Source organism: Pseudomonas sp. JUb42, from assembly GCF_024807945.1.
Taxonomy (GTDB): Bacteria; Pseudomonadota; Gammaproteobacteria; order Pseudomonadales; family Pseudomonadaceae; genus Aquipseudomonas.
In genome coordinates, this window is the sequence record NZ_JANUFD010000004.1 from 148949 (window position 1) to 172072 (window position 23124).

24 protein-coding genes are annotated in these 23124 nt (G+C 61.0%); 15 read left to right on the forward strand and 9 right to left on the reverse strand.

What is annotated here, in order from left to right:
- Positions 1–68: 68 nt before the first annotated feature.
- A complete protein-coding gene (locus M2401_RS09605; protein ID WP_259102029.1) occupies positions 69–389 on the reverse strand; it encodes a phage holin, lambda family in 321 nt (106 codons plus the stop codon).
- 122 nt (positions 390–511) lie between these two features.
- Between M2401_RS09605 and M2401_RS09610 the strand changes: the two genes are divergently transcribed.
- Together M2401_RS09610 and M2401_RS09615 are read left to right on the forward strand one after the other, a co-directional pair.
- Positions 512–1243 (forward strand): S24 family peptidase, encoded by a 732-nt coding sequence (locus tag M2401_RS09610; protein WP_259102690.1) that lies wholly within the window; start codon positions 512–514, stop codon positions 1241–1243.
- Positions 1244–1289: 46 nt separating this feature from the next.
- Complete coding sequence (locus tag M2401_RS09615; RefSeq protein ID WP_259102032.1) at positions 1290–1748, forward strand: DUF4124 domain-containing protein; 459 nt, start codon at positions 1290–1292, stop codon at positions 1746–1748.
- A gap of 9 nt (positions 1749–1757) precedes the next feature.
- Here M2401_RS09615 and M2401_RS09620 read toward each other — a convergent pair whose 3' ends face one another.
- Positions 1758–2072, reverse strand: a complete 315-nt coding sequence (locus M2401_RS09620) for an EthD family reductase (protein ID WP_259102034.1) — start codon at positions 2070–2072, stop codon at positions 1758–1760.
- Between the two features lie 131 nt (positions 2073–2203).
- On the opposite strand from M2401_RS09620, the gene M2401_RS09625 reads away from it, so the two are divergent.
- Positions 2204–2497 carry a DUF6388 family protein gene (locus M2401_RS09625; RefSeq protein ID WP_259102037.1) on the forward strand — a complete coding sequence of 98 codons (294 nt, stop codon included), beginning with the start codon at positions 2204–2206 and terminating at the stop codon, positions 2495–2497.
- 156 nt (positions 2498–2653) lie between these two features.
- Here M2401_RS09625 and katG read toward each other — a convergent pair whose 3' ends face one another.
- Complete coding sequence (gene katG / locus M2401_RS09630; protein WP_259102039.1) at positions 2654–4900, reverse strand: catalase/peroxidase HPI; 2247 nt, start codon at positions 4898–4900, stop codon at positions 2654–2656.
- A gap of 423 nt (positions 4901–5323) precedes the next feature.
- On the opposite strand from katG, the gene M2401_RS09635 reads away from it, so the two are divergent.
- The 7 genes from M2401_RS09635 to M2401_RS09665 all read left to right on the forward strand — a co-directional run bounded on the left by M2401_RS09635 (position 5324) and on the right by M2401_RS09665 (position 12645).
- Positions 5324–5869 carry an RNA polymerase sigma factor gene (locus M2401_RS09635; RefSeq protein ID WP_259102042.1) on the forward strand — a complete coding sequence of 182 codons (546 nt, stop codon included), beginning with the start codon at positions 5324–5326 and terminating at the stop codon, positions 5867–5869.
- Positions 5859–6818, forward strand: a complete 960-nt coding sequence (locus tag M2401_RS09640; protein WP_259102044.1) for a FecR family protein — start codon at positions 5859–5861, stop codon at positions 6816–6818. Before M2401_RS09635 ends, M2401_RS09640 begins: the two co-directional genes overlap by 11 nt.
- 104 nt (positions 6819–6922) lie before the next feature.
- On the forward strand, positions 6923–9286 hold the full coding sequence (locus tag M2401_RS09645) for a TonB-dependent receptor (protein WP_259102048.1): 2364 nt from the start codon (positions 6923–6925) through the stop codon (positions 9284–9286).
- On the forward strand, positions 9283–10341 hold the full coding sequence (locus tag M2401_RS09650; protein WP_409033900.1) for a FecCD family ABC transporter permease: 1059 nt from the start codon (positions 9283–9285) through the stop codon (positions 10339–10341). The genes M2401_RS09645 and M2401_RS09650 overlap by 4 nt, the downstream gene beginning before the upstream one ends.
- Positions 10338–11120 (forward strand): ABC transporter ATP-binding protein, encoded by a 783-nt coding sequence (locus M2401_RS09655; RefSeq protein WP_259102050.1) that lies wholly within the window; start codon positions 10338–10340, stop codon positions 11118–11120. The genes M2401_RS09650 and M2401_RS09655 overlap by 4 nt, the downstream gene beginning before the upstream one ends.
- Complete coding sequence (locus M2401_RS09660) at positions 11117–12250, forward strand: ABC transporter substrate-binding protein (protein ID WP_259102053.1); 1134 nt, start codon at positions 11117–11119, stop codon at positions 12248–12250. The genes M2401_RS09655 and M2401_RS09660 overlap by 4 nt, the downstream gene beginning before the upstream one ends.
- Positions 12247–12645: a YkvA family protein gene (locus M2401_RS09665; protein ID WP_259102056.1), complete on the forward strand. Its 399-nt coding sequence runs from the start codon at positions 12247–12249 to the stop codon at positions 12643–12645. The genes M2401_RS09660 and M2401_RS09665 overlap by 4 nt, the downstream gene beginning before the upstream one ends.
- Here M2401_RS09665 and M2401_RS09670 read toward each other — a convergent pair.
- The 4 genes from M2401_RS09670 to M2401_RS09685 all read right to left on the reverse strand — a co-directional run bounded on the left by M2401_RS09670 (position 12642) and on the right by M2401_RS09685 (position 15172).
- On the reverse strand, positions 12642–13544 hold the full coding sequence (locus tag M2401_RS09670) for a ZIP family metal transporter (protein ID WP_409033901.1): 903 nt from the start codon (positions 13542–13544) through the stop codon (positions 12642–12644). The two genes, M2401_RS09665 and M2401_RS09670, sit on opposite strands and share 4 nt — an antisense overlap.
- 191 nt (positions 13545–13735) lie before the next feature.
- Positions 13736–14293, reverse strand: a complete 558-nt coding sequence (locus tag M2401_RS09675; protein WP_259102059.1) for a DUF924 family protein — start codon at positions 14291–14293, stop codon at positions 13736–13738.
- A gap of 21 nt (positions 14294–14314) precedes the next feature.
- Positions 14315–14773 (reverse strand): metallophosphoesterase family protein, encoded by a 459-nt coding sequence (locus tag M2401_RS09680; protein WP_259102062.1) that lies wholly within the window; start codon positions 14771–14773, stop codon positions 14315–14317.
- 120 nt (positions 14774–14893) lie between these two features.
- On the reverse strand, positions 14894–15172 hold the full coding sequence (locus tag M2401_RS09685; protein WP_259102064.1) for a DUF1330 domain-containing protein: 279 nt from the start codon (positions 15170–15172) through the stop codon (positions 14894–14896).
- 99 nt (positions 15173–15271) lie between these two features.
- Here M2401_RS09685 and M2401_RS09690 point away from each other — a divergent pair, with 99 nt between their 5' ends.
- Both M2401_RS09690 and M2401_RS09695 read left to right on the forward strand, forming a co-directional pair.
- Positions 15272–15961, forward strand: a complete 690-nt coding sequence (locus tag M2401_RS09690) for an ATP-binding cassette domain-containing protein (protein ID WP_259102065.1) — start codon at positions 15272–15274, stop codon at positions 15959–15961.
- Positions 15958–16752: an ABC transporter permease gene (locus tag M2401_RS09695; protein ID WP_259102068.1), complete on the forward strand. Its 795-nt coding sequence runs from the start codon at positions 15958–15960 to the stop codon at positions 16750–16752. The genes M2401_RS09690 and M2401_RS09695 overlap by 4 nt, the downstream gene beginning before the upstream one ends.
- Before the next feature lie 49 nt (positions 16753–16801).
- Here M2401_RS09695 and M2401_RS09700 read toward each other — a convergent pair whose 3' ends face one another.
- Positions 16802–17620, reverse strand: coding sequence for a phosphatase PAP2 family protein (locus tag M2401_RS09700; RefSeq protein WP_259102070.1), 819 nt, complete (start codon positions 17618–17620; stop codon positions 16802–16804).
- Between the two features lie 513 nt (positions 17621–18133).
- Here M2401_RS09700 and M2401_RS09705 point away from each other — a divergent pair.
- The 3 genes from M2401_RS09705 (at position 18134) to fecA (ending at position 22185) form a co-directional block, all read left to right on the forward strand.
- Entirely contained in the window at positions 18134–18637 is a 504-nt protein-coding gene (locus tag M2401_RS09705) for a sigma-70 family RNA polymerase sigma factor (protein WP_409033902.1), read from the forward strand.
- 8 nt (positions 18638–18645) lie between these two features.
- A complete protein-coding gene (locus M2401_RS09710) occupies positions 18646–19587 on the forward strand; it encodes a FecR domain-containing protein (RefSeq protein ID WP_259102075.1) in 942 nt (313 codons plus the stop codon).
- A 240-nt stretch (positions 19588–19827) separates the two neighbouring features.
- Positions 19828–22185: a TonB-dependent Fe(3+) dicitrate receptor FecA gene (gene fecA / locus M2401_RS09715; RefSeq protein WP_259102078.1), complete on the forward strand. Its 2358-nt coding sequence runs from the start codon at positions 19828–19830 to the stop codon at positions 22183–22185.
- 121 nt (positions 22186–22306) lie between these two features.
- Here fecA and M2401_RS09720 read toward each other — a convergent pair whose 3' ends face one another.
- Complete coding sequence (locus tag M2401_RS09720; protein ID WP_259102080.1) at positions 22307–23008, reverse strand: GNAT family N-acetyltransferase; 702 nt, start codon at positions 23006–23008, stop codon at positions 22307–22309.
- Positions 23009–23124: the final 116 nt, after the last annotated feature.

Consider the following 23124-nt stretch of genomic DNA (forward strand, 5'->3'; position numbering starts at 1 on the left):
TTCGCGGGCAAGCCTCGCTCCCACAGAGTCCGATCGCGCTATTCAAACAACCAGCGGCGGCCGGCACATCAGGCCGCATCGACCTTGCGATGAATGAAGCGAACAATTACGTCGCGAAGAGCTTTGACACCGACAAAACCAATCACCCCACCTGCGCCAATCGACAGATTGGGTGGCCACGCCATCCATTCAATGATGCTGCTGGCGCATAAGCTGAGCCCCCCGCAAAGCAAGGATTCGAGCAGAATGCGCAAAGCGCTGGTTTCCTTGGCTTCATACAAGACACGCAGGACGGAGATGGCCATAGCCATTACTACGCCTTGCCAAAGAGGTTGGGTGAGGGTCAGCCAGATGCCAGCCCAGACTGATGGATAGAGTTCCGGCGTCATGGTGAGTCTCTCGGGATTGAAGTGCATTTATCTCCGACGACATAAATATATATGCACTAACGCATGTTTTCAATGCAAAATAGCATTTGCAATATGCACAAACGCGAATCAATATGCACGCCATGCACAATCGCACCGTATCGACCGTTTTAAGAGAGCTGCTGGCCCGGGACGGAATTTCCCCCACGGAACTCCATCGCCGCACCGAAGTGCCTCAATCCACTCTGTCCCGGATCCTCAACGATAAAATCGCCGATCCGGCGGACAAGCACATCTCGAAAATCGCCGAGTATTTCCGCGTGACCACCGATCAGCTACGCGGGCGTGTGCCCCTGGCGGCGGTGACTTCACGCGCCAATGCCGCGCATACCGAGTTGCAGGACATCAGCATCTGGGATGACCAGACGCCTCTGGACGACGATGAAGTGTCGGTCCCTTTTCTTCGCGAGGTTGAATTGGCGGCAGGATCAGGAAGATTCGTGATCGAGGAGAGCTCCAACGCATCGTTGCGCTTTGGCAAGCGCAGCCTGCGCCATAACGGCGTGCAGTTCGATCAGGCCAAATGCGTCACCGTGCGTGGCAATAGCATGTTGCCGGTGCTGCGCGATGGCGCCACGGTAGGGGTCAATGTCGGCAAGTCGGCCATTGGCGATATCGTCGATGGCGATCTCTATGCCATCAACCATAACGGCCAGTTGCGGGTGAAGCAGGTCTATCGCCTGCCGTCGGGCATTCGTTTTCGCAGTTTCAACCGTGACGAGCACCCGGACGAGGACTACACCTTTCAGCAGGTTCAGGAAGAACAGATAGCCATTCTTGGTCATGTGTTCTGGTGGGGGATGTTTGCCCGATAAGGGGGGCAAATGCTAGCCTTGCGCCATTAACAAGGAGTGTTGAGCGATGAAACGGATATCGTTTGCTTTGGCGGCCGCGGCAACCGTTATTTGCACGCAGGCGCATAGCGAAATCTTTAAATGCACGACGCCTGAAGGCAAGGTCATCTATTCCTCGACCGCCTGTCCGGATGGTGTCGGCGATGTCGCCCTGCAACGCCGCGGTCCGCCGCTCCTGGCGCGCGATGGTGAGCCTGCGGATCACGTCTTTATCATCAATAACAACGCCACGCGGATCCTGCAGATCCCCCTCGGCGCCAGAACCACCCTGGTTGAGTCGGACCTGTACAAAAGCAATCAGGCCATGCGCCCGCCGCCGCCGAAAGTACCGTCAAACTGCCTGGAAGCACGCTACGAGGCCGAATGCTTCGACCCTTCTGGCGGCCAGTCCACCGCCAAAGAAGCCAGTCGGATCAAGATCACTTACGGCAACTTCGAGGGTGGTAAGGTCATCGTTCATCCCTGATCGACTGCCTCAACCCACCCGCACTTCACTGATCTGAATATCCGGCGTCAGGTCGGTGTAGTTGATGATATCGGCCTGGATCACTGCCGAGTGCGGACCGATCGCATCCTGAAAAGCCTGCACCGACTCGCAATAGATATGGCAGGCCGCCTCGAACATGGGCGCCGAGCCGGGGATGCCGCCGCCAATGCCCTTGTCCACCGCATACTGCTTGCAGGCGTCGCCCATCAGCGACTGCACCAGCGGCATATGCTTGTCGCGGTAGTAGTCGTGGTCGAACCGGGCACCTTCCTGGAACGGATACATCACACTGACTTTGATCATCTGAACGTCCTCGTCGTCGGAAAAAGGAAACCGTAAAAAACCCAGCCGACTCTACACCTATGCTGGTAGCCGTCTACGCTATCGCGCACAATCCCACGCCGCCTAATTTCACCCAACGCAGGAGTACCGCCATGGACGCACTGGAATGGAATGACGCCGCACTGGCGAAATACCTCGCGAGCAACACCACGTTGCAGGACGAGATCAAGGACCTGAGCGCCCACGAGCAGAAGCAGCAGACGCAGTGGGCGTTCGAGGACGAAGCCGAGGCACTGGGTATCGAGACCTGGGAGTTTGCCCTGCAATGGATAGCTGAAACCCCTGAACAGCTCAAAGCCATGCGCCTGGAAGCCCACCGTCAGGTGGCCGAGGCGCTGGGTATGGAATGGGCCGAGTATTGCGCGGTGAACGCGATTCAGGAGTGAGATTTGCGATCAATCCCCTTTCGGGGGCGACGCATGGGTGGGAGCGGGTTTATCCGCGAAGAGGTCGGTACACTCGATGGATCTTCATCGATTGAAATACCGTCTTCGCGGATGAATCCGCTCCCACTTGATCACTTGGTGTCCTTGGGTGAACAGCTACTTCAGATCAAACCGGTCCAGATTCATCACCTTGACCCACGCCTTGACGAAGTCCGCGACGAACTTGTCCCGGGCATCCGCACTGCCATAGACCTCGGCAATCGCCCGCAACTGCGCATGTGAACCGAATACCAGGTCGACCCGGCTGCCGGTCCACTTGGTCGCGCCGGTCTTGCGATCACGCCCTTCAAAGGTGTCGTTGAAGCCTGGGCGCCACTCGGTGTTCATATCCAACAGGTTGATAAAGAAGTCGTTGGTCAGGGCTTCCGGCTGCTGAGTGAACACGCCGTGGGCGCTATCGCCGACATTGGCTTTCAGCACCCGCAGGCCGCCGAGCAGCACGCTCATTTCCGGAGCGCTCAGGGTCAGCAGTTGCGCCTTGTCGACCAACAGCGCTTCGGCAGAAACCGTGTATTGGCCCTTGAGGTAGTTGCGGAAGCCATCGGCGACGGGTTCCAGGAAGCCGAACGACTCGACATCCGTCTGTTCCTGGGAAGCATCCATGCGCCCCGGCGTGAACGGCACATCCAGTTGATAACCGGCCTTGCTCGCCGCCAGTTCGACTCCGGCGCTGCCCGCCAGCACGATCAGGTCGGCCAGGGAGATTTTCTTGCCGCTTGCATTGAACTCACGCTGAATGCCTTCGAGGGTAGTGAGCACGCGAGCCAGTTGTTCCGGCTGATTGACCGGCCAGTCTTTCTGCGGCGCCAGACGCAGGCGTCCGCCATTGGCGCCGCCGCGCTTGTCAGAACCACGGAAGGTCGACGCAGCGGCCCATGCAGTCGAAACCAGCTGCGAGACGGTAAGGCCCGAAGCCAGCACCTTGGCCTTGAGGGCGGCGATGTCCTGATCGTCCACCAGCGGGTGATCGACTTCCGGGATCGGGTCCTGCCAAAGCAGTTCTTCCGTTGGCATTTCCGGACCGAGGTAACGGGCCAGCGGGCCCATATCACGGTGGGTCAGCTTGAACCAGGCGCGGGAAAAGGCGTCGGCCAACTGCTCGGGATTATTCAGGAAACGTCGGGAAATCTGCTCGTAAATCGGGTCGAAACGCAGGGCCAGGTCTGAGGTGAGCATGCTCGGCGCGCGGCGTTTGCTCGGGTCATGGGCGTCGGGGATCTTGCCTGCGCCCGCGCCGTTCTTGGGCGTCCACTGATGGGCACCGGCCGGACTCTTGCTCAACTCCCACTCAAAACCGAACAGGTTTTCCAGGTACTCGTTGCTCCATTGAGTCGGGGTCGAAGTCCAGGTCACTTCCAGGCCGCTGGTGATGGCATCGCCACCCACGCCGCTGCCAAAGCTGCTTTTCCAGCCGAAGCCCTGCTCTTCCAGACCCGCAGCCTCCGGTTCAGGGCCGACATTGGAGGCCGGGCCGGCACCATGGGTCTTGCCGAAGGCATGACCGCCAGCAATCAGGGCGACAGTTTCTTCGTCATTCATGGCCATGCGACCAAAGGTTTCGCGGATATCCAGTGCCGAGGCAACGGGATCGGGCACGCCTTCCGGGCCTTCGGGGTTAACGTAGATCAGGCCCATCTGCACGGCGGCCAGAGGATTTTCCAGATTACGGCCAGCCGGACCGGTGCGGCTTTGTTCCTGACCGTGTTTTTCCGGCTCGGCGACCAGAGCGCCATCACCAGGCGGTTGAGCCTTGCCATAACGTGTGTCGCCGCCCAGCCAGACTTTCTCGTTGCCCCAGTACACGTCTTCTTCCGGCTCCCAGACGTCCGGGCGGCCGCCGGAGAAACCGAAGGTCTTGAAGCCCATGGTTTCCAGCGCGACGTTGCCGGTGAGGACGATCAGGTCAGCCCAGGAAATCTTGCGGCCGTACTTCTGCTTGATCGGCCAGATCAGACGCCGGGCCTTGTCCAGGCTGACGTTGTCCGGCCAGCTATTGAGCGGGGCGAAACGCTGCTGCCCTGCCCCGGCACCGCCGCGGCCATCGCCGGTGCGGTAGGTCCCGGCACTGTGCCAGGCCATGCGGATAAACAGCGGGCCATAGTGGCCGAAGTCAGCGGGCCACCAGTCCTGGGAATCGGTCATCAGGGCGCGCAGGTCCTGCTTGACCGCTTCGAAGTCCAGGCTCTTGAACTCCTTGGCATAGTCAAACGCCTCGCCCATGGGGTCGGACAAGGACGAGTGCTGATGGAGGATCTTCAAATTCAACTGGTTCGGCCACCAGTCACGGTTGGTGGTGCCGCCGCCAGCGGCGTGGTTGAACGGGCATTTTGATTCGGTGGTCATGTCGGGCTACCTCGGGTCGTATTCGGTCGATACGGACTTCTGCTGTTTTTATGAGCTGATCAGGTGTCAGTTTTTGCAGAGCTTGAATAAAGATAGTCGGCTCTGGGCAGGGGTCTAATAGAGGCAGTATTGGTGGACGATAGGCGTAGTCTTTTAGCCCGGCGCAGGCCTGGCTCTGACAAGGTGCTGTCGCACAGGAAACAACATCCCCGCAGGAGCGTGGCATGCCGGCGAAGAGGCCGGTACACCCGCCGAATCCTCTACGGGTGAAAACCGTATTCGCGGGCAAGCCTCGCTCCCACAATGATCATTCCCATTCAAATATTCGCCCCGCCGAAATCGGTCAGCGCCCTTAGCAATTGAAAACACGTATCGTTCAGCCCTAAACTCCCCGCCTTTACCCATGCCTTCGAGACCTTGCCGATGACCGATCCTGCCGCGCAGTTGCATATGTTTCTCGCGGTCCGTCGGGAGTTGGTCACCTATGCGGCGAAGATCATTGGTGATCGCACTCAGGCCGAGGATATCGTTCAGGAAGCCTGGATTCGCTTTACCCCGCAGCAGAGCAACGCCAGACCAGCCGTCGAACAACCGGTGGCCTATCTGTATCGGATCGTGCGCAATCTGGCCCTGGACCTGATGCGCAGCCGCAGTCGCGAGCACGAACATCAGGCCGCCCCGCCCGTTTGGCTATTGCCTGCTGCCAGCGACCCGGCCGACACCTGCCAGCACACCATGGCTCTGGAGCGGCTGTTCGCTGCCCTCGACGCCATGCCGGAAAACAGCCGCCGGGCCCTGGAGTTGCACCGTTTCGGCGGCTGCACCCTGGCCGAGATCTCCCGACAACTGGGCGTGTCCCTGACCACCGCCCACCGTCTGCTGCGCGAGGCACTGGTGGAGCTGGCCAAAGTGGTGGACGAGACTGATTATGCCGAGCCCGACAACAAGGAAGCGTCCCGTGAACATTAAGCACGACGCCCTCGAACAGGCAGCAGACTGGCAGATCCGCCTGCAGGAGGAGCCCCAGGCCCGGGAAGCCTTTGAGCAATGGTTGCAGGACAGCGATGAACACCGCGCCGCCTGGCGGAAAATGGAAAAACTCTGGGGTGCCCTGGGTGAGCTTCCTGTCGCGCCCACCCCCGTTGTCGAGTCGATAACGGTTGCACCGCCGCCTGCACGTCGCCGCCCTCGGCTAGTCTGGCCGGGCCTGGCCGTGGCCGCAGGGCTGGCGGCGGTTGCCGTACTGATCGCCCCCCAGGCCGGCCTGGCATTGCGTGCCGACTTCCAGACCGGCGTCGGTGAAACCCGCGCAGTGCAACTGGCCGATGGCTCAACAGTCACCCTTGGCCCGCAAAGTGCGCTGAGTGTGGTCAATGGCCTGAGCAGTGGTGATACCCGACAGGTAGAACTGCTCAAGGGCCAGGCCTACTTTCAGGTTGCCCCCGACCCGCAGCACCCGTTCATCGCGCGGGCCGGGCAGTTGTCCATCCGTGTGCTGGGCACCGCCTTTGATCTGGACTTGCAGGACCATGCCGCCGAAGTCGCACTGGAACACGGGCAGATCCAGGCGGAAAACGACCAGCCGCCCCTGAGCGAACGCTTGTTGCCCGGCCAGCGCCTGAAACTCAGCTGGCCGTCCGGCCAGGTCGAGCGTTCACGGCTGAGCCCCAACGAAGTGGCCTCATGGCGCAGTGGTTCATTGTTTGTGGAAAACCAGAGCGTGGCCGAGATCGTCGATCATCTGCAACGCTATACCCAAGGCTGGATTGTGATTGCCGATCCGGCACTGAAACAGCGGCGCATCACCGGGGTGTTTGACCTGACCGACCCGCAACGCGCGCTCAAGGCTCTGGCTCAGTCCCTGGCGGTCGAGAGCCGACAAATGACCCCGTGGGTTCATACCTTGGGAAATTTTTGAGTTTTTTTGCCTGAAGGTGGAAAAAATCCCGGAGCAGCACGTCTTTCATGGTCAGTTTGAGAATTTTTCTCAAATGTAATTCAGACGTATGAAGGATTGTATCAATGTCGCGTCTCCCTGCTCTGCCGTCTCTGGCCCTGTTGTTCGTACTGCCGATAGGCGGCGCCTGGGCCGCTGAAGCACCGGATCAGCCCCGTACTGCGCGCTATGCCATGGGCCCGCAGCCTCTGGCATCGGCCCTGGCTCAATTCGCCCGGCAGAACAATCTGCAATTGAGCTTCGACGCAGCATTGGCCCTGGGCAAGACGGCGCCTGCGGTAACCGGCCAGATGAGCGAAAGCGAAGCGCTGACACAACTGCTCAGGGATTCCGGGCTGGGTTGGTCGCTGACGCAAGAACGTACCTTGTTGCTGTTTCCACAGCCGACCGGCGGCGCGGTGAACCTGGCGCCGTCCAGCGTCGTAGCCAGTGGCTTCGTCGAACTAGCCGACGGCCCAGTGCCGGGTTACCGGGCAACACGCAGCGCGACCGGAAGCAAGACCGACACAGCCTTGCGCGATATCCCGCAATCGATCCAGGTGGTCTCGCGGCAAGTACTGCAAGACCAGCAGGTCAATAACCTGGGCGATGCCCTGACCAACGTCAGCAGCGTGCAGCGCGGCAATAGCCATGGTGGCTCATCGGAAAGCTTCGTTATTCGAGGATTCAAAGCCACCACCTATGCGGTCGACGGCATGCTGATCAACCCTCTGGTGTCCCGCCCGGAAGCGTTGCGCGACCTGGCGAACGTCGAGCGTGTAGAAGTGCTCAAAGGTCCGGCTTCGGTGTTGTACGGGCGCGGCAATCCCGGTGGGCTGATCAATCTGGTAACCCGTCGACCCGGCTTTAGCCCCGAGGCACAGATCAGCACCCAGGTCGGCTCCTATGATTTCTATCGGCTTGAAGCCAATGCCAGCGGCCCACTGGACGAAGCCAAAACCCTTGCTGGCGGCATCGCCGTTGCAACCCAGACCAGCCGCGGTTGGCGCGATACTTTCCGCGACAGCAACCGCACCTACGTGGCGCCAACCCTGCGCTGGGAGCCCAGTGATTCGACCCGGGTCGACGCAGGCCTTGATTACATCGACCAAACTAGTCCATTCGACCGCGGCCTGATCCCGCAGAACGGCAAGATCAGCATGAACGCCGACCGCTATCTGCATGAGCCCTGGTCTCGGGACAAGGCTGACAAAGTCTCGGTCTGGTATCGCGCCGAGCATGACGTCAATGACTGGCTGACCCTGAGCCAGATGAGTCGCTGGGACCAATCGCACAAGGACCGCTACGTAGTCGACCTGCGCACCCTCGGTTCCGACGGCCGGACTCTGTCCAGGCGTGCGACCGATGGCGACGAACGAATCAAGACCCTGGATATGCAATTGGAGGCCATCGCGCGCTTCGCCACTGGCGGCCTGAAGCACACGGCCCTGGCCGGTTTCGAGTACATCGACGGCAAGCGCAATGTCTACAGCGACCGCGCTTCCCTGGCGTCCATCGATATCTTCAACCCCGTCTACGGCGCCCAGCCGGGACGCTTCGCCTTCAACGAAGAAACTGACTACAAAGTCGAGTCCTACAGTTTTTACCTGCAAGACCAGATCGATCTCAATGACCAGTGGAAGCTGATTGTTGGCGCTCGTTACGACGACACACGCCAGCGCAACAGCACCACCGACGCCGACTATGCCGTCACCAAGACCAATATCGATCCATCCAAAGTGTCACCACGGCTCGGTCTGGTCTATCAGCCCACCGACTGGCTGGCGCTTTACGCCAGCTACAGCACTTCGTTCACGCCCCAGAGTGATATCCAGCGCAGCGGCAGCACCCTGGACCCTGAGGAGGGTAAGCAGTATGAAATCGGCGCCAAGTTCGACCTGATACCCGATCGCCTCAGCGCGACGTTGTCGGTATTCGAAATTACCCGCGAGAACGTCGCTGCCCCGGACCCTACCGATGATAACTATTCAGTACAGACCGGCGAGCAGCGGGTGCGCGGCGTCGAACTGGACGTCAGCGGCACGCCGCTGGACGGCTGGCAGATCATCGGCAATATCAGCGCGCTGAACGCCGAAGTGACCAAGGACACCGTGATCAAGACCGGCAATCGCCTTGACGGCGTGCCGATCATGAGTGGCTCGATCTGGTCCAGCTACCAATTGCAGGAAGGCCCACTGCGCGGTCTGGGCTTCGGCGCGGGAGTGATCGCCGTCGGCGAGCGCCAGGGCGATATCAATAACAGCTATGACGTCAGCGGCTATGCGCGACTCGATGCCAGCGTGTTCTACGACATCAACGACAAGACGCGGATTTCCCTGAACGGGCGTAACCTCACCGACCGTAAATACATCGAGACCGTCGCCGGCACCGATGGCAACTACGCCGGGGCACCGGCGTCGGCAGTCGCGACCCTGAGCGTGAAGTTTTGAGTCGATCCGCGCCGCTGGTGGACGCCCGATCGCTGCACATCGCCTATGGCCGGATCCTGCGCAAGCGTCTGTGGATCTGCGCCGGGCTGCTGCTGGCGCTGCTGACCTGCCTGCTGGCGGACATCATGCTCGGCAGCACGCACTTTGCCGCCATGGACGTGCTGTTAGCGATCTTCGACCCGGCACGGGTGGACGCCGACACCCAGGTCATCGTCCGCGAGCTGCGCCTGCCCTTCGCCCTGATGGCGGTGCTGGTGGGTGCGGCGCTGTCCCTGGCCGGGGCGGAAATGCAGACCATCCTCAATAATCCCCTGGCCAGCCCCTTTACCCTGGGGGTGTCATCGGCGGCATCGTTCGGCGCGGCCCTGGCCATTGTCCTCGACCTGGGCATTCCCGGGATCCCCGGTAGCTGGCTGATCACCACCAATGCCTTTGTCTTCGCCTTTGCCTCGGTGCTGCTATTACAGGCGGTGGCCAGTGTCACTGGGGGTGTGCAATCGCTGGTGCTGTTTGGCATCGCCCTGGTGTTCAGCTTCAACGCCATGGTTGCGCTGCTGCAATACCTCGCCTCGGCCGACGCCCTGCAACAACTGGTATTCTGGAGCATGGGCAGCTTGAACCGGGTCAGTTGGCCAGCGGTGCAAACCCTCGGTGCAGTGCTGCTGTTGGCTCTGCCGTTCAGCCTGCGCGCAGCCTGGCAGATGACCACCCTGCGACTGGGCGATGAACGTGCCGCCACACTGGGCATCGATGTCGCCCGCCTGCGACTGGGCGCGTTGCTGCGCATCAGCCTGTTGGCGGCTACAGCAGTGGCGTTCGTTGGCACCATCGGCTTTATTGGCCTGGTCGGGCCACACATTGCGCGAATGCTGATCGGCGAAGACCACCGTTTTTTCCTGCCGGTCAGCGCCATGACGGGTGCGTTGATCATGTCGTTGTCGGCCATTGTCAGCAAACAACTGATACCAGGCGTCGTGCTGCCTATCGGCATCGTCACCGCCGTGGTCGGTGTGCCGCTGTTCATGGCCCTGATCCTCAAGCGGGGCAAGTCATGAGCCTGTTGCAGGTACGCCAACTGAGCGTCGGCTATAAACGCAGTACAGTGCTGCATGGCATTGATCTGCCGAATATCGAACCGGGCCAGGTGGTAGCGCTAGTCGGCCCCAATGGCGCGGGCAAATCCACCCTGCTGCGCTGTCTGGCCGGGCTGTTGAAGGCCAGTGGCGAGATCCGTCTGGGTGAACTGGACCTGTTGAGTTGCACCCGTCGCGAGCGGGCGGCCGTGGTCGGCTTCATGCCCCAGACCCTGCCGGATGGCATCGCCCTCAGCGTGCTGGAAACCCTGCTCGGCGCCCTGCGCGGCGGCGACCCATTGGCCGTTAGCGGCAGTGCACATCAACAGCAGGAAAAGGCCTGCGCGGTGCTGGAGCAACTGGGCATCCTGCACCTGGCCCTGCATCCGCTGGAGAGTCTTTCCGGCGGCCAGCGGCAGATGGTCAGCCTGGCCCAGGCGGTGATTCGCCAGCCGCGTCTGCTATTGCTCGATGAGCCGACCAGCGCCCTCGACCTGCGCTATCAGAACGATGTAATGAGCATGGTCCGCCGGCTCGCCGATCAGCAACGCATTGTCGTTGTCGTGCTGCACGACCTGGGCCTGGCCGCACGCTGGGCCGACCGCATCATGGTGCTGCAACAGGGTCAACTGTACGCCGCAGGCACGCCCGAGCAGACCCTGACACCGGCCATGCTGAAACAGGTCTATCGGGTACAGGCGCGGGTCGAGCCCTGCAGCCACGGCCGGGTGCAGATTCATGTTGACGGGTCGGTGTCATGAATCGCTGGATACTGCTGCTGTGGCTGTTCTGTTCAGGTCTGCCAGCTGCTGACTATCCCCTGACCGTCACCGACCTGGCCGAGCGCAGCGTCACCCTGATCCATGCGCCGCAGCGCATCGTCCTGCAGGACAGCAACGACCTGCTGTCCATGGCCCTGTTGGAGCGGGAAAACCCTCTGGCGAACATCGTCGCCTGGGACAATAACCTGGCCAGTTCCGACCCGGCGCTGTGGAAAGTGGTCGGCCAGCGCTGGCCGCAGGCCTTGCAGGTGCAGGACATCGATTTCCCCCAGAGCGGCCAGCTGGATATCGAAAGCCTGTTGCGCACGCATCCCGACCTGATCGTCGCGCGCCTCAGCGCCCGGGCAGCCATCGAGAACACCGTGCTCGACAGTGTGTTGCAGCGCCTCGGTATCCCACTGATCTATGTCGACAACGAAATCGACCCGCTGGCCAACGTGCCACGCAGTCTGGAACTGCTCGGTCGCGTTCTGCACCGCGAGGAGCAGGCCACGGCTTATCTGAATGTCTATCGCCAACAGCTGAACGAGCTCCGGCAACGCTCGGCAGGGCTGCCCGCGCCAAGGGTATTTGTCGAAGCCCGGGCCGGGCAGGCTGGGGCCGGTGGCTGCTGCCATACCCAGGGCCATAGCGGCTGGGGCCTGCTCAGTGAACGTCTGGGCGCGATCAATCTGGGTTCTCGCTACCTGCGCAGCGAGGCGGCCGACGTGGCACTGGAGACCCTCATCCTGAGCAAGCCTGATCTGTATCTGATGACCGGTACCCAGCGCATGCGCAAAGGCGTCGGCGCCATTCCGTTCGGCTACGGCGCCAATGCGCAGCGGGTACGCAGCGAAATGCAGAGGCTGATGTTACGCCCGGGCTTCAGCGCTATCGCCCCCTCGCCGCAAGCCTGCGTACAAGGGCTGAATCATCAGTTCTACAACAGCGTGTTCAATATTGTCGGGGCGCAATGGCTGGCCAAACTGTTCTGGCCTCAAGCATTTATCGACCTCGATCCCGATGCGGAATATCGCCGGTTGATCCGCGAGTTCACCACCCTGCCCGACCTGAAGTTTATTTTTCATGAGCAGGTGTGTTTCAGCACCCTGAGTACAGCCGCCCAATGAACGCCCCCGCCCTGATGCAACGCCTCGACGCCTGGGCCCGATGCCTCAAGACCCAGTTGATCCTGCTGTGGTTGTGCTATCGCCAAGCGGATATGCCATGGCAGGCCAAAGTCATTGCGTTGATCACCGTGGCCTATGCCGTCAGCCCGATAGACTTGATTCCCGACTTTATCCCGGTGTTGGGCTATCTGGACGACGCGATCCTGCTGCCCCTGGGTATTGCCTTGGCCCTGCGCCTGATTCCAGTAGCCCTGCAGCAACGTTGCCGCCCGCAGGCCGAGGCGATGGCCGGGCAGCGCATCGTGTTCAAGGGCCGCCTGTGGATGGCAGCCGGGATAGTGATGACCTGGCTGGGACTGGCCTGGGCCGTATGGCGGTGGGCATCGGGAATTTAACCCAACGCCGTATCCAGAAACATCATCACCGCAAACCCCAGCATCAAGCCCAGGGTCGCGGGGGTTTCGTGGCCGTTGCGGTGGGTCTCGGGAATCACTTCGTGGGAGACCACGAAGATCATCGCCCCGGCCGCCAGGCCCAGAGCGATGGGGTAGCCCAGGGCAAAACTCATGGAAACACCCAGGCCGATCAGTGCGCCCAAGGGTTCCATCAGGCCCGAGCCGACGGCGATCAGCGCGGCTTTCCAGGCGCTGATGCCGGTTACGCGCAGGGCCAGGGCGACGGCCAGGCCTTCCGGGATGTCCTGAATGGCGATGGCGGTAGTCAGCGGCAGACCGACTTTCATATCGCCGTCGGCAAAACTGACACCGATAGCCATGCCTTCGGGCAGGTTGTGCAGGGTAATCGCCAGGACGAACAACCAGATCCGGTTGATCCGCTGAACTTCCGGGCCTTTGCGGCCAAGGTCCTGATGTTCATGGGGGACGAAGCGGTCCAGGCCGATCATCAGCGCCACGCCAAGGCCCAGGCCAATCACCACGATCCCGGCGGCCAGCACCTTGTTGGTGACCAGCGCCTGCGCGGCGTCGATGCCGGGCAGAATCAGAGAGAAGGAACTGGCGGCCAGCATCATGCCCGCAGCGAAGCCCAGCATGATGTCCTGAGTGCGAGCGGCAATGTTGCGCAGCACCAGTGCAAACACCGCGCCCAGTGCAGTCGCGGCAAAACCGCCGGTGCCACCGAGCATGGCCAGGCGCAGATGATCACCGCTGGCGCCGGTCAGCGCACTGTAGCCGCTGGCCAGTAACAGGGCGGCGACTACCGTCAGGGTCAGCCAGAACGATACGCCTGACCAGTAATGCACCGTGCCCCTGTCGGGCGAAACCGATTCTGCCACGTGACCTCCCTACTGTTGCTGAGCACTCGATGGCGACACGAAGATGACGCCCACCGATATCAGAAACGTTTGACCCCAGTAAAAGTTTAGAAAGAATTGCGAATCGCGACGGGCGGTATTTTCTGGAGAAGTCATTACTGGGCTGAAATGGGCTTTGTAGGCGTAAACAGGGATATCAGGCACGCAACTTCTCAACCGGAAAAACCGCCACCCTCGAGAAACGCCAGTTCCTCCTCAGTGCTCACCCGCCCCAAAAGCGCATTGCGATGGGGAAAACGGCCGAAGCGCTGGATGATGGCCGCATGCTCTTTGGCCCACTTGAAGTCCTTGGGATCCAGGGCCTGATTCAGTTGCACGGCCAGACGCTGATCGTCGTTGTTTTCCGCGTGCTCGAAAGGCAGATAGCAGAATGCCCGCAATGGCGCTTCGATCAATTTATCCAGCCCCGCCTCGACCATGCGCCGGGCGTAGTGACAGGCCAGTGAATCCGTGGCGAACATATGCGCCGTGCCACGAAAGGCATTGCGCGGGTATTGATCGAGCAATAGCAGCAATGCCAGAGCACCTTCGGTGTCGCTCAGCCAGTGTTCCAGCTCACGGCGGGCGGCCTGGAAGTGGGCGCTGTAAAAGGCCTCGCGAAACAGCTGATCAAAGTCATCGTCTTTGCGGAACCAGCGCTTGGGGCCGGCCCTTTTCCAGAACTCGATGATGTCCTGGGGCGTCGCGCAATTATTTGCTGTGTGGGTCAAATCGGCGCCTCGGATGGTTTTTTATTCGAGCAGGGAAATCAATTGAGATTCGATTGACCCGGCCTGCACGTCAAGCACGGCCAGCGTCACCGGCAACTTGAAGCGTCGCGGCCCGGCGCTGCCCGGATTGAGCCACAAACGCTCGCCGCGCCAGTCAATGCGCGGCTTGTGGGAGTGGCCGGTGATGACCAGCCTGATATCCGTATCCAGTTGGGCGGGGACATCGGCGATGTCATGCACTAACAAGGCCTGCCAACCATTGAAATCCAGGCGCAGCGAGTCCGCAATGCGCTCGGCCCAGGGCAGATTCAGGTCGTTATTGCCACGCACCACCTGCAACGGCGCGATGGCCGCCAGTTGCTCAAGAATCTCGGGCTTGCCGATATCGCCCGCATGGATGATCTGTTCGCAGCCCTGCAATGCCGCCAGCGCCTCGGGGCGCAGCAGGCCGTGGGTATCGGAAATTACGCCGATTTTCATAAATGATGATGTTTCCCTGTGGGACCGGCTTTAGCCAGGAAGATATTATGCCGGACGATAGAAATGTATCGCCCTTGCCTGAGCCTTCCCGGCTAAAGCCCGTCCCACATCAATTCTCTATCAACCAATCAAGACGAAGCGGCTGTCAAACGCAGTGTTGCGGGTTTCGAGAATGGCCTGGTATGCCGGGCTGTTGTACCAGTCAATGGCGGTCTGGCGATCCGGAAACTCAACGATCAATCCACGCTCGAAGGGGCTTTCGCCATGTAGGGCGGTCAACGGGCCGCGGGTCAGGAAGCGGCCGCCGACGCTTTCAATGGTCGCGCCAGCGACCTCGGCATAGCGGGCTTTGGCGGCTTCGTCTTTATCGGTGATTTCAACGTACAGGTAGACGCTCATGGTGACTCCTCGCTAGATGAAAGGCGCTAATGGATTTAACGAAGCTATCACGTCCCGGATGTTAATTTCTGCCCACGTAAAAATGGCGGAATATTCACTATGAGCAGTGAAATACTGGTCGAGGCCAGGGCACTGACGCGAGTCGCCGACGGCAGTGCGCAGGTGCTTTTGCAACCTACCCACTTCGCCCTGCGCAAGGGCGATCACGTTGCGATCACCGGCTCATCAGGCTCCGGGAAAAGCGTTTTTCTGCGCACTCTGGCGCTGCTGGATGGGGCAACTTCCGGCGAAATCCTCTGGCGCGGCCAACCTGTCGCAGATGCACAGGTGCCGCACTATCGCAGTCGCGTCTGTTACCTGTCGCAACGGCCAGTGCTCCTTGAAGGCACCGTGGAAGATAACCTGCGTTTCCCCTACAGCCTCAAGGCCTCACGACATTTGTTGTTCTCCCTCGACAAGGTTCGGGCGCTGCTGGATCGCGCAGGCAAAGGCACGGGCTTTCTGGCCAAGACCGCAGGCGATCTGTCAGGCGGTGAAGCACAGGTGGTGTCCTTGATCAGAACCCTGCAACTGGACCCGGACGTGCTGTTGCTGGATGAACCTACGGCGGCGCTGGACCCGGTATCAGCCAGGGAAATCGAAGCGCTGATACAGGCCTGGTTCAATACTGATGCCGCGCAGGAACGAGCCTTTATCTGGGTCTCCCATGACCTGGACCAGGCTCGACGCATGGGCGGCAGCCACTGGACCATGGACGCTGGCGTAATGACAGGGCCCCAAGCGCAATGAACTATCAGAATCTTTCCGTCACCGACCTGGCCATCGCCGCCGCGCTGATCCTGATCAATGGCCTGTTGTCCGTGGTCCTGAAACTGGGCCTGGGCCGACAGCTACTGGTGGCTGCGGTGCGGACCGTGGTGCAGTTGCTCGCCATCGGCTATTTGCTGGGCTGGGTTTTCCAGTTCGCCTATTGGTATGTGGTACTGCCACTGATGTGCCTGATGACCCTGATTGCCGGTATTTCTGCCGCCGGACGCGGCAAGCGTGGCTACAAGGGGCAGTACGTCGACAGCATCGTGTCGGTATGGGTCAGTTCATGGCTGATCGCGGCTATCGGGCTGTTTGTGGTCATTCGCATTCGCCCCTGGTATGAGCCGCAGTATGCGATCCCGATCCTGGGCATGATTCTGGGCAATACCCTGACCGGCGTGTCCCTGGGCATCGAGCGCATGACTCAGGAGCTCACCTCCGGACGCGGCACGGTGGAGATGATCCTGGCTTTGGGCGGATCGCGATGGGAAGCGGCGCAGGTGGCCGTGCGCCAGGCAGTACGGGCGGGGATGATCCCGACCCTCAACCAGATGAGCGTGGTGGGCATCGTCAGCCTGCCGGGCATGATGACCGGCCAGGTATTGGCCGGGGAGAGCCCGGTGGATGCGGTGCGCTATCAGATCGTGATCATGTTCCTGATTGCCGCCTCGGCAGCGCTGGGTACGGTGGGTGCGGTGCTGATGACCTACCGCCGGCTGTTTTCGACGGACCATCGATTTATGCTGCATAAGCTCAAGGCGCGGGCCTGAAAACGATATCTCCGTGGGAACTGGCCTGCTGGCGACGGCGCCCGATCAGTCACCGCGGCTCTTGCGAGCGCTTCGCACTCGATGGCCAGCGAGCCGGCTCCCACGAAAGCGTCTTTTGCCACTCGGCAATGGCAATGCCGATCAACAGCCACATGCCACCAATCGACAGCCCGGCCAGCACATCGCTGAGGTAATGCAGGCTGAGGAACAGGCGGCTCAAGCACACCGAAGCCACCACCGCCGCAAACCAGAAACTCACTTCGACCCGCTGCTGGCGGCGCGTGAGCGTGCTCGCCAGCATGTAACCGATAAAACCCAGAACCACCGTAGAAGCCGTGGCGTGCCCGCTGGGGAAAGAAGGGTTGAGTTCGACGATGCCATCGAGAAACGGTGGCCGGGTACGGTTGACGATGTATTTGAAGACCCAGGTAGTGAATTCGGCGCCGACGAATGCCACCCACAGGGGGATGACGCGCTTGTACCGATCGGCCCAGAACAGCAGCGCCGAAACCGTGGCCACGGCCAGGGTCGCGAAGATAACCGTGCCGGGGATCGTCAATAGCAAAAACAGATGCAGCAGCCAGGGCGCACGAAACGCCGTAAGCGAGTTATTGACGGCCGTGTCCAGTACCAGTTGACCGGGCCACTTCATCACCAGGGTCGCCAGCACCACCAGCCACACGGCCATTGCACCGGCCACCTGCAACAGGCGACGAATCAGCCCGACCGGCTCGGTCATGGAGCGTTGCACGTCGTTGCCAAGTCGTTCTTCGGGGGTCAGGAAGAAATAACGGACAGCCATGCGCAGGCCCAGGATCACCAAGACAAACGCCACCAGAAACAGCACGGAATCAAGAAAGATATTCACTGCAAACCCTTGGAACACAAACCCTGCGAAGGTTTCACAGGCCCGGCGCCAACTATGCCGTGGAAAAAGTAAAGGCGGCGTGAAAAATCGGTAGGGGATTGGTACCCGCAAGCAAGTTTCATGTTGCGGACGCAGTTTCTGTGTGTGTGTGCGTACGTAATTCTGTGGGAGCGAATTCATTCGCGAAAGCGGTGTTCCAAGCGATGAAGATGCATCGAATCTACCGGCCCCTTCGCGAATGAATTCGCTCCCACAAGATTTGCCCCTTCCCCCGGTTAATACGTCGTAGATGGGGCGGGCGCTCCCACAGAACTGACTCCGAGCCCTTACTCGCCCACCTTTGTCAGCGGGTCTAGAGGCGCACCAGATAGGGAGAGAAGCAGCCTGCATAAACGCCGACGTCATGAGCAGAAGTTACGCCGTTTCACATCACCCATTGCTCTCACCCGATCACGACCCTACAATGCGAATCATTCTTAAATGCATGCGCAATAGCTGCGCCGGAGTCATGTGGTGTCGCATCCCCCTCCCCCAGCCTCGTCGAGTGTCGAAGGCCTGTATCTCGACCATCGCAACTGGCTGACCGGTTGGTTGCAACGGCGCCTGGGCTGCCCTCATAGCGCCGCCGATCTGGCCCAGGACACCTTCGTACGCCTGCTGAGCAATCGGCAGGAACACGCCATCAATGAACCCCGCGCCTTTCTCACCACCGTCGCCAAGCGCGTACTGTTCAACCACTACCGCCGCCAGGACCTCGAGCGCGCCTATTACCAGGCCTTGCAGCAGTTGCCTGAGCAGGAAGTGCCGTCGGAAGAACACCGCGCCATTATTCTCGAAACTCTCATGGAGCTGGACCGCCTGCTCGACGGCCTGCCCGGTCAGGTCAAGCGTGCCTTCCTGCTGGCCCAGGTCGATGGCCTGAGCTACGGCGAAATCGCCGCGCAACTGGGGATCTCCCTGGCAACGGTCAAACGCCATTTACACAAGGCAGCCATGCGCTGCTATTTCGCCCTGTGAGTGCGGCCATGAATATCCCCGAGCAGGTCGCCGAACAGGCCGTGCACTGGCTACTGGAGCGTCAGGAAGGCCCACCCTGCGCCGCCCGGGAACAGGCCTGGCGCCAGTGGCTGAGCGCGCAACCGGACCATCAACGGGCGTGGGAGCATATCCAGGCGGTCAACCAGCGGCTGCGTGGCGTCAATCCGTCTCTGGCCCACGCGGCGCTGAATGCCCCGGCCCAGGCCAGTCGCCGTCGCGCCCTGAAACTGGCCCTTCTGTTGGGCGTAGGCTCGGCTGCGGGCCTGAGCTTGCAGCAGCGCGAATGGCTGCCGCCGCTGTTGGCCGATTACCGCAGCCCGTTGGGTCAGCGCCGTACCCGGCAGTTGAGCGATGGCACGCAATTGCAGCTCAATACTGCGAGTGCCGTGGACGTGCGCATCGACTCTCGTCAGCGTCTGGTGCGTCTGCTGGAAGGGGAAATCATGCTGACCAGCAGCGCGGCGTCCATGCCTCTGTTGGTCGCTACTGCCGAAGGCACGGTCAGCGCCCAGGCGGCGCGCTTCGATGTCCGGCAACTGGCCGGGGTAACGCGGCTGTCGGTATTCAGTGGGCGCATCGAACTCAGTCCCAATCAGCTACGCGGCTACCCGCTGACCGTGGAGAGCGGCCAGCAAGTCGAATTCAGTCCACTGACCTGGCAACCCGCCCGCCCCCTGGATGCCAATAGCGGCGCCTGGATCGACGGCATGCTCGTCGCCGCGCATATGCGCCTTGAGGACTTCCTCGGCGAACTGGGCCGCTACCGTCGTGGGCAACTCAACTGTGCGGCGAGCGTGGCCAACCTGCAGATTTCCGGCAGTTATCCACTGGGCGATACCGAGCGCATTCTCGACCTGCTGGAAACCAGCCTGCCGGTGCGGGTAAGGCGTTTTACCCGTTACTGGGTGAATGTCGAAGCCCGAGCCTGAATTGGAATGATCAGTGTGAGAGCGAGGCTTGCCCGCGAATACGGTGGTTCCGGCCTGGAAGATGTAGCGGATGTACCGGCCCCTTCGCGGGCAAGCCACGCTCCCACGAGATTTGTGTTTGGGCTGCCCGGGCCTGAATCATTTTCAGCATTATTTTTATTTAGAGTGAGCCGTTTTCTGCGTCTCGCGTGACAAGAGGGTAATGCCCACTTGAACGCATCTCTGAAGGACGCTGTTTTAATGTCAATACAACTCACCCCGCTCGCCCACACCCTGCGCCGCCTGCTGCTCGGCACCAGCCTCAGCCTGGCAAGCCTGCCCTATGCCATGGCCGAGGATGCCCAGCCCCGCGCCTATCATATCGGCCCCAGTTCTTTGGAAGCGGCGTTGAATCAGTTTGGTCGTGAGTCCGGCGTGCTGATTTCCTTTGGCTCGCAAGTGACCCAAGGCTTGCAGAGCAAAGGCCTCAACGGCGCCTACACCCCGGATCAGGGCCTGGCGATGCTGCTTGAAGGCAGCGGCCTGCACGCCCGCGTCGAGGGCGAGAATGCCTATAGCCTGCAACCAGTGGCAGCCCAGCCCGCAGATGGCACGCCGAAAACCGTCGAGCTGGAATCCTCCACCGTGGTCGGGGACTGGCTGGGTTCGGCCGAGCAGAGCAACGTCTTCGAACACCCCGGCGCCCGTGATGTGATCCGCCGCGAAGAGTTCGAACGCAGCGGTGCGACTACCGCACGCGAAGTACTCAACCGCATTCCCGGCGTCAATGCCCCGGAAAACAACGGCACCGGCAGCCATGACATGGCAATGAACTTTGGCATTCGCGGCCTCAACCCGCGCCTGGCTACCCGCTCGACGGTGCTGATGGACGGCATCCCCGTGCCCTTCGCGCCCTACGGCCAGCCGCAGTTGTCGTTCGCACCGATCAGCATGGGCAATATGGACGCCGTGGACGTGGTCCGCGGCGGCGGTGCCGTGCGCTACGGCCCGCAGAACGTCGGCGGGATCGTCAACTTCGTCACTCGGGCAATTCCCGATGCGCCGACTGTCAAGGGCGGTTTCCAGACTTCGATCAGCCCGTCCTCCAGCCAGGACGGCTTCAAGAAAAGCGCCAACCTGCTCGCGGGTGGCACCGCCGACAACGGCCTGGGCGGCGCCCTGCTCTACTCCGGCACCCGTGGCAGTGACTGGCGCGAGCACAGCGATACGCAGATCGACGATCTGATTCTCAAGGGCAAATACCAGATCGACGAAGCCAACAGCCTGAATGCCGAAGCGCAGTACTACGAAGGCGAAGCCGATATGCCCGGCGGTCTGAGCACGGCGGACTACAAGGCTGATCGCTTTCAGTCGACCCGTCCCAACGACAAGTTCTGGGGCCGCCGTACCATGGTCAACATGGGCTATCGCTATCAGGAAGATGCCCGTGAGTTCACGGTCAATACCTTCTTCACCAAGACCCTGCGCAGTGGCTATCTCGATCAGGGCACTTTCCTTTCGCTGTCGCCGCGCCAGTATTGGGTGCGCGGTATCGAGAGCCGCTTCTCTCAGGGTTTTGCCCTCGGCGACAGCTGGCATGAAGTCGGCATCGGCCACCGCTACATCAACGAAGCAGGTCACGAACTGCGTTTCCGCACGCCGATCGCTTCCAATACCCTGCCCACCACCGACAGCCGCAACGACCGCGACACCCGTGGCGGCACCGAGGCCAATGCGTTCTTCATCGACGATCGTATCGATATCGGCAAGTGGACGATTACGCCGGGCGTGCGCTATGAGCGGATCAAGTCCGAGCAGGCCAACAACCTGAGCAGGGAGGACTTCAAGGGTGACTACAACACCGCCTTGCCCGCACTGAACGTGATGTACCACCTGACCGAAAGCTGGAACCTGTACGCCAACACCGAGGGCTCCTTCGGCAGTGTGCAGTACAGCCAGATGCCCAACCGCGTCAGCAGCGGCGAAGTGAAACCGGAAAAGGCCCGCACCTGGGAACTCGGCACCCGCTATGACAATGGCAACCTGCGCGCCGAGATCGGCACTTTCCTGATCAACTTCAACAACCAGTACGACAGCAACCAGACCAACGACACGGTGATCGCCCGGGGCAAGACCCGCCATCAGGGGATCGAGACCAGCATCAACTATGGTCTGAGCGGCCTGAGCCCGCTGCTCGATGGTTTTGATGTCTACGCCACCTACGCCTTTGTCGACGCCACCATCCGCGAGCAAGGGCCGAACCAGGACAATCGCGTGCCCTTCTCGTCACGCCACAAAGGCACCCTGGGCTTGGGCTATACCGAAGGCCGCTGGAAGCTCAACCTGGACAGCAGCTACCAGAGCGACCAGTTCGCCGACAACGCCAACACCCGCGCCGAAAGCGCCGACGGCAGCACCGGCAAGATCCCTGGCTACATGCTGTTCAGCAGCCGCGCCGCCTACAACTTCGGCCCGCAGCTGTCCAACCTCAACGTTGCCGTGGGGGTAAAAAACATCCTCAACCACGAGTACTTCACCCGCTCGTTCGATGACAACAACAAGGGCAAATATGCGGGAGAACCGCGTACGGTTTACCTGCAGACGTCGTTTGATTTCTAAGCGGGGCAAAACCTGTGGGAGCCGCCTTGGTGGCGATCGAGTGCGAAGCGCTCGCGATAATGTCGGTGACCGGTTTACCGCCATCGCCAGCAAGCCGGCTCCCACGAGACCTCGCTGCGCCTCAGACCCTCGAGGTGCGCTTGAGAATGGTCAACTGCATCGTGCGGCGATGGCGAAAGCCGAGCATTTCATAAAGACGGATCGCCGAAACATTGGCGGTCCTTACATGCAAAAACGGCAACTTCCCCACACCCTGGGCCCGCGCCGCCAACAGCTGCACCAATGTCCCGGCCAGCCCCTGGCCACGATGGCTTGCCGCAGTACAAACCCCGCTGATCTCCACAGCATGGTTCAAGGTCAGGCGCTCACCGGCCATGGCTACCAATTCTGCGTTCCCCCACACCCCCGCGTAATAGCCGCAACGAATGGTCTCGGCACTGAACGGGCCGGGCTGTGTCCGGGCAGCCAGATCAAGCATCTGCTCGACATCTGCCGTGCTCAATGCCACCACCCTGTCCGCCCCGGCAATGGCCGATGCGATGGGCTGCTCGCAGACGAACTGCTCAAGGTTCTCGACATTGACCACCTGCCAGTGCGGCGACGGGCTGACGTGCCAAGCCGTGTCCAGGGCGATGATTTCCTCGGGTTCAACCAGGCTTGCCAGTTGGGCGAAGGCTTCGGCAGAGGGCTCAAGCAACCCGGCAAAGCGCGACACCGCCGGGTTGTAAATGGCGGCCAGTGGCGTGGCAGTGCCGAGAGATGCGTGGGGGCCGCTCAGGGCGTGCCAGACGGGGTTATCCAGTTCGAAGTCTGAAGAGTCCACGGCGTTTCTCTGGGTCTAAGGGCCCCCGACTTTGCCATGCTCAAAATGTGAAAAACCAGCGCTTTCTTGCAAAGGCGCTGGTTTTTCATGCGACGCGAGTTGTTATCAGGCAACCG